The sequence below is a fragment of the Dehalococcoidales bacterium genome (assembly GCA_035529395.1).
Lineage (GTDB): Bacteria > Chloroflexota > Dehalococcoidia > Dehalococcoidales > Fen-1064 > DUES01.
On sequence record DATKWT010000167.1, the window covers coordinates 1 to 2272 of the forward strand.

Consider the following 2272-nt stretch of genomic DNA (forward strand, 5'->3'; position numbering starts at 1 on the left):
GACCTCGGTACCGGTGTTCCACCCAGCATCTTACTCAGGCCGGAGGCAATCCAGCTTAACACTACCACGAATGGAAGCAGTACCCAGAGGAGCCATTCTATCGGCCGGGCGAAGAGTATGGCCAGCCGCTCGGTATAACGGATGGCTATCGTCTTGGGTATGGTCTCGCCGAATATCAGCAGAATGATGGTGACAGCAATGGCGGCAACAAGAATTCCTCCCTCCTCCTGCCAGCCGTGACTCCGCCAAATAGAGACGGCAAGGACAGTTGCCAGTGCCGCCGCAGCGGTGTTTACCAGGTTATTTCCCAGCAGGATGATGGACAATAACCGGTCCGGGCGGTCGAGCATCCGCGACACCCTCTCCGCCCCTCTGACTCCAGTACTGACCAGGTGCTCAACCTTCACCCGCTGAAGGAAGAATAAGGCTATCTCCGAACTGGCAAAGAAGGCAGACAGCACGAAGCAGACCACCAGGAGCACCACGTACAGTGTTTCAATACCGGACATGCTACTTCGCCCTGTTCCTGACTGTTACAGACTCGCAACGGCCCCGCGGGCAAAACCTATCCCGAAGACTTGGCATGGTTCTCCCTGGTCAGCAGGACCTTCTCAATCTTCATACCGCGCATCTCGGTTATCACCATTTTCAGGTCTTTATACCGCAGTTGCTCGTTCGGTCTGGGTATCCGCCCGAGCAGGTACAGGATGAAGCCGGCCACAGTCTCATAGTCGCCTTCGGGAAGCTCCAGCTCCAGCTCCTCATTGGCCTCCTCAATCCGCAGACTACCATCGACCTGGAAGGTGTAGGCGTTAATTACCTCATAGTCTTTCTCCACCGAGGCAAGCTCATCCCCCACCGGCCCAACAATCTCTTCCACCAGCCGGGTCAGACTGACGATGCCGGCGGTACCGCCATACTCATCCACCACTACCGCCATCCGGTTGTTCTGGTCACGCATCTCGGTGAAAAGCTCACTGATCCGGTTGGTCTCCGGAGTAAAGTGTGCCGGACGGATAAGGTCATTAACTATACTCTGCCGGTTGATGCTGCCCTTCGCCTGGGCCATGAGAACATCCTTTATCGCCAGAATGCCGATAACATTGTCCATATTCTCATCGAATACCGGGAAACGTGACAGCGGGTGCTCCGCATAGAGGGCAAGAAAGTCGGCAATCCCGGAGCCCTGTTCTATGGCCACCACCTCCGGACGCGGTACCATGACCTCGCGGACAGGCCGGTCACCAAACTCAAAGACCCTGTCCAGCAGCTCAGCCTCGGCATGTTCCATCTCCCCTTGCTTCTGCCCCAGGGATATCATGGTGCGTATCTCCTCATCGCTCACCAGGGAACCCGGAGCCGGCTTCACCCCGACCAGCTTGCTGAACCGTGATGCTATCCAGCTCAACACCATCACAAAGGGCGTGAACAACCACGAGACTATCGCAAGGGGACGGCCAGAGGCCAGCGCCAGTCGCTCAGTATGCAGGGTAGCAAATGTCTTCGGGGTAGTCTCACAGAAGACCAGCAGGAGAACGGTCAGTCCCACGGTGGCAATCAGGACCCCCTGGTCCGGCCATACGCCGATGGCCAGGGCTGTAGCCAGAGCTGCGGCAGCCGTGTTGACGAAGGTATTGCCCAGCAGGACGGTTGAGAGCAGCTTCTCTGGCCGCCGGAGCAGTCTGGCCACCCGGTCGGCACCCCGCACCTTCGCTTCGACCAGATACTCCAACCTCAGCTTCTGAAGGGAAATGAAGGCAGTTTCCGAACTTGAGAAAAATGCGGAGAAGAGCAGACAGAGGATAATAAGCGCTAGGTATAAAGGAACAGTGCTATCCAGATACCATCACCTCTCCGTTGCCAGAATTCAGTGGTACCGACAGCCCAATCATATCATCGCCAAACAGGAGTGTCAAAATACTGTTGTACGGCATCCGGTACATTAGCAAGCTGCTAATAAAGGGGGGTAGCCCCTTTGACTCTCCGCTTGTAGTCGCCTTCCCGGACTCTGACCAGAATAGTGCCACACACCCTTAGGTGCAAACGACCCCTGCCTGAAATTGTCCTTCACACCGTTTTGGGGTGTCAAAGAGGAGTGTAACCCCTCTTGAGGGGGATTTCAAGGGGGTGTCCCCCTTGATTCGTCTTTCACCCAACAGGACCTTCGCACTGGTGTACGCCCTATCCCGTATGGCCCAGACGGCCCATCTGGGCCGCACGGGGGGGTTGGTCGAAAGGGTTTTTCATAGGCTTGCTAGAATGACAGGGACTG

General features: G+C 56.5%; 2 protein-coding genes. Both read right to left on the reverse strand.

Annotation, left to right across the window (positions count from 1 at the left end):
* A partial coding sequence (locus tag VMW13_10420) for a DUF21 domain-containing protein (protein HUV45227.1) occupies positions 1-509 on the reverse strand: 509 nt, incomplete at its 3' end.
* 56 nt (positions 510-565) lie between these two features.
* Positions 566-1840 carry a hemolysin family protein gene (locus VMW13_10425; protein HUV45228.1) on the reverse strand — a complete coding sequence of 425 codons (1275 nt, stop codon included), beginning with the start codon at positions 1838-1840 and terminating at the stop codon, positions 566-568.
* Positions 1841-2272 lie beyond the last annotated feature (432 nt).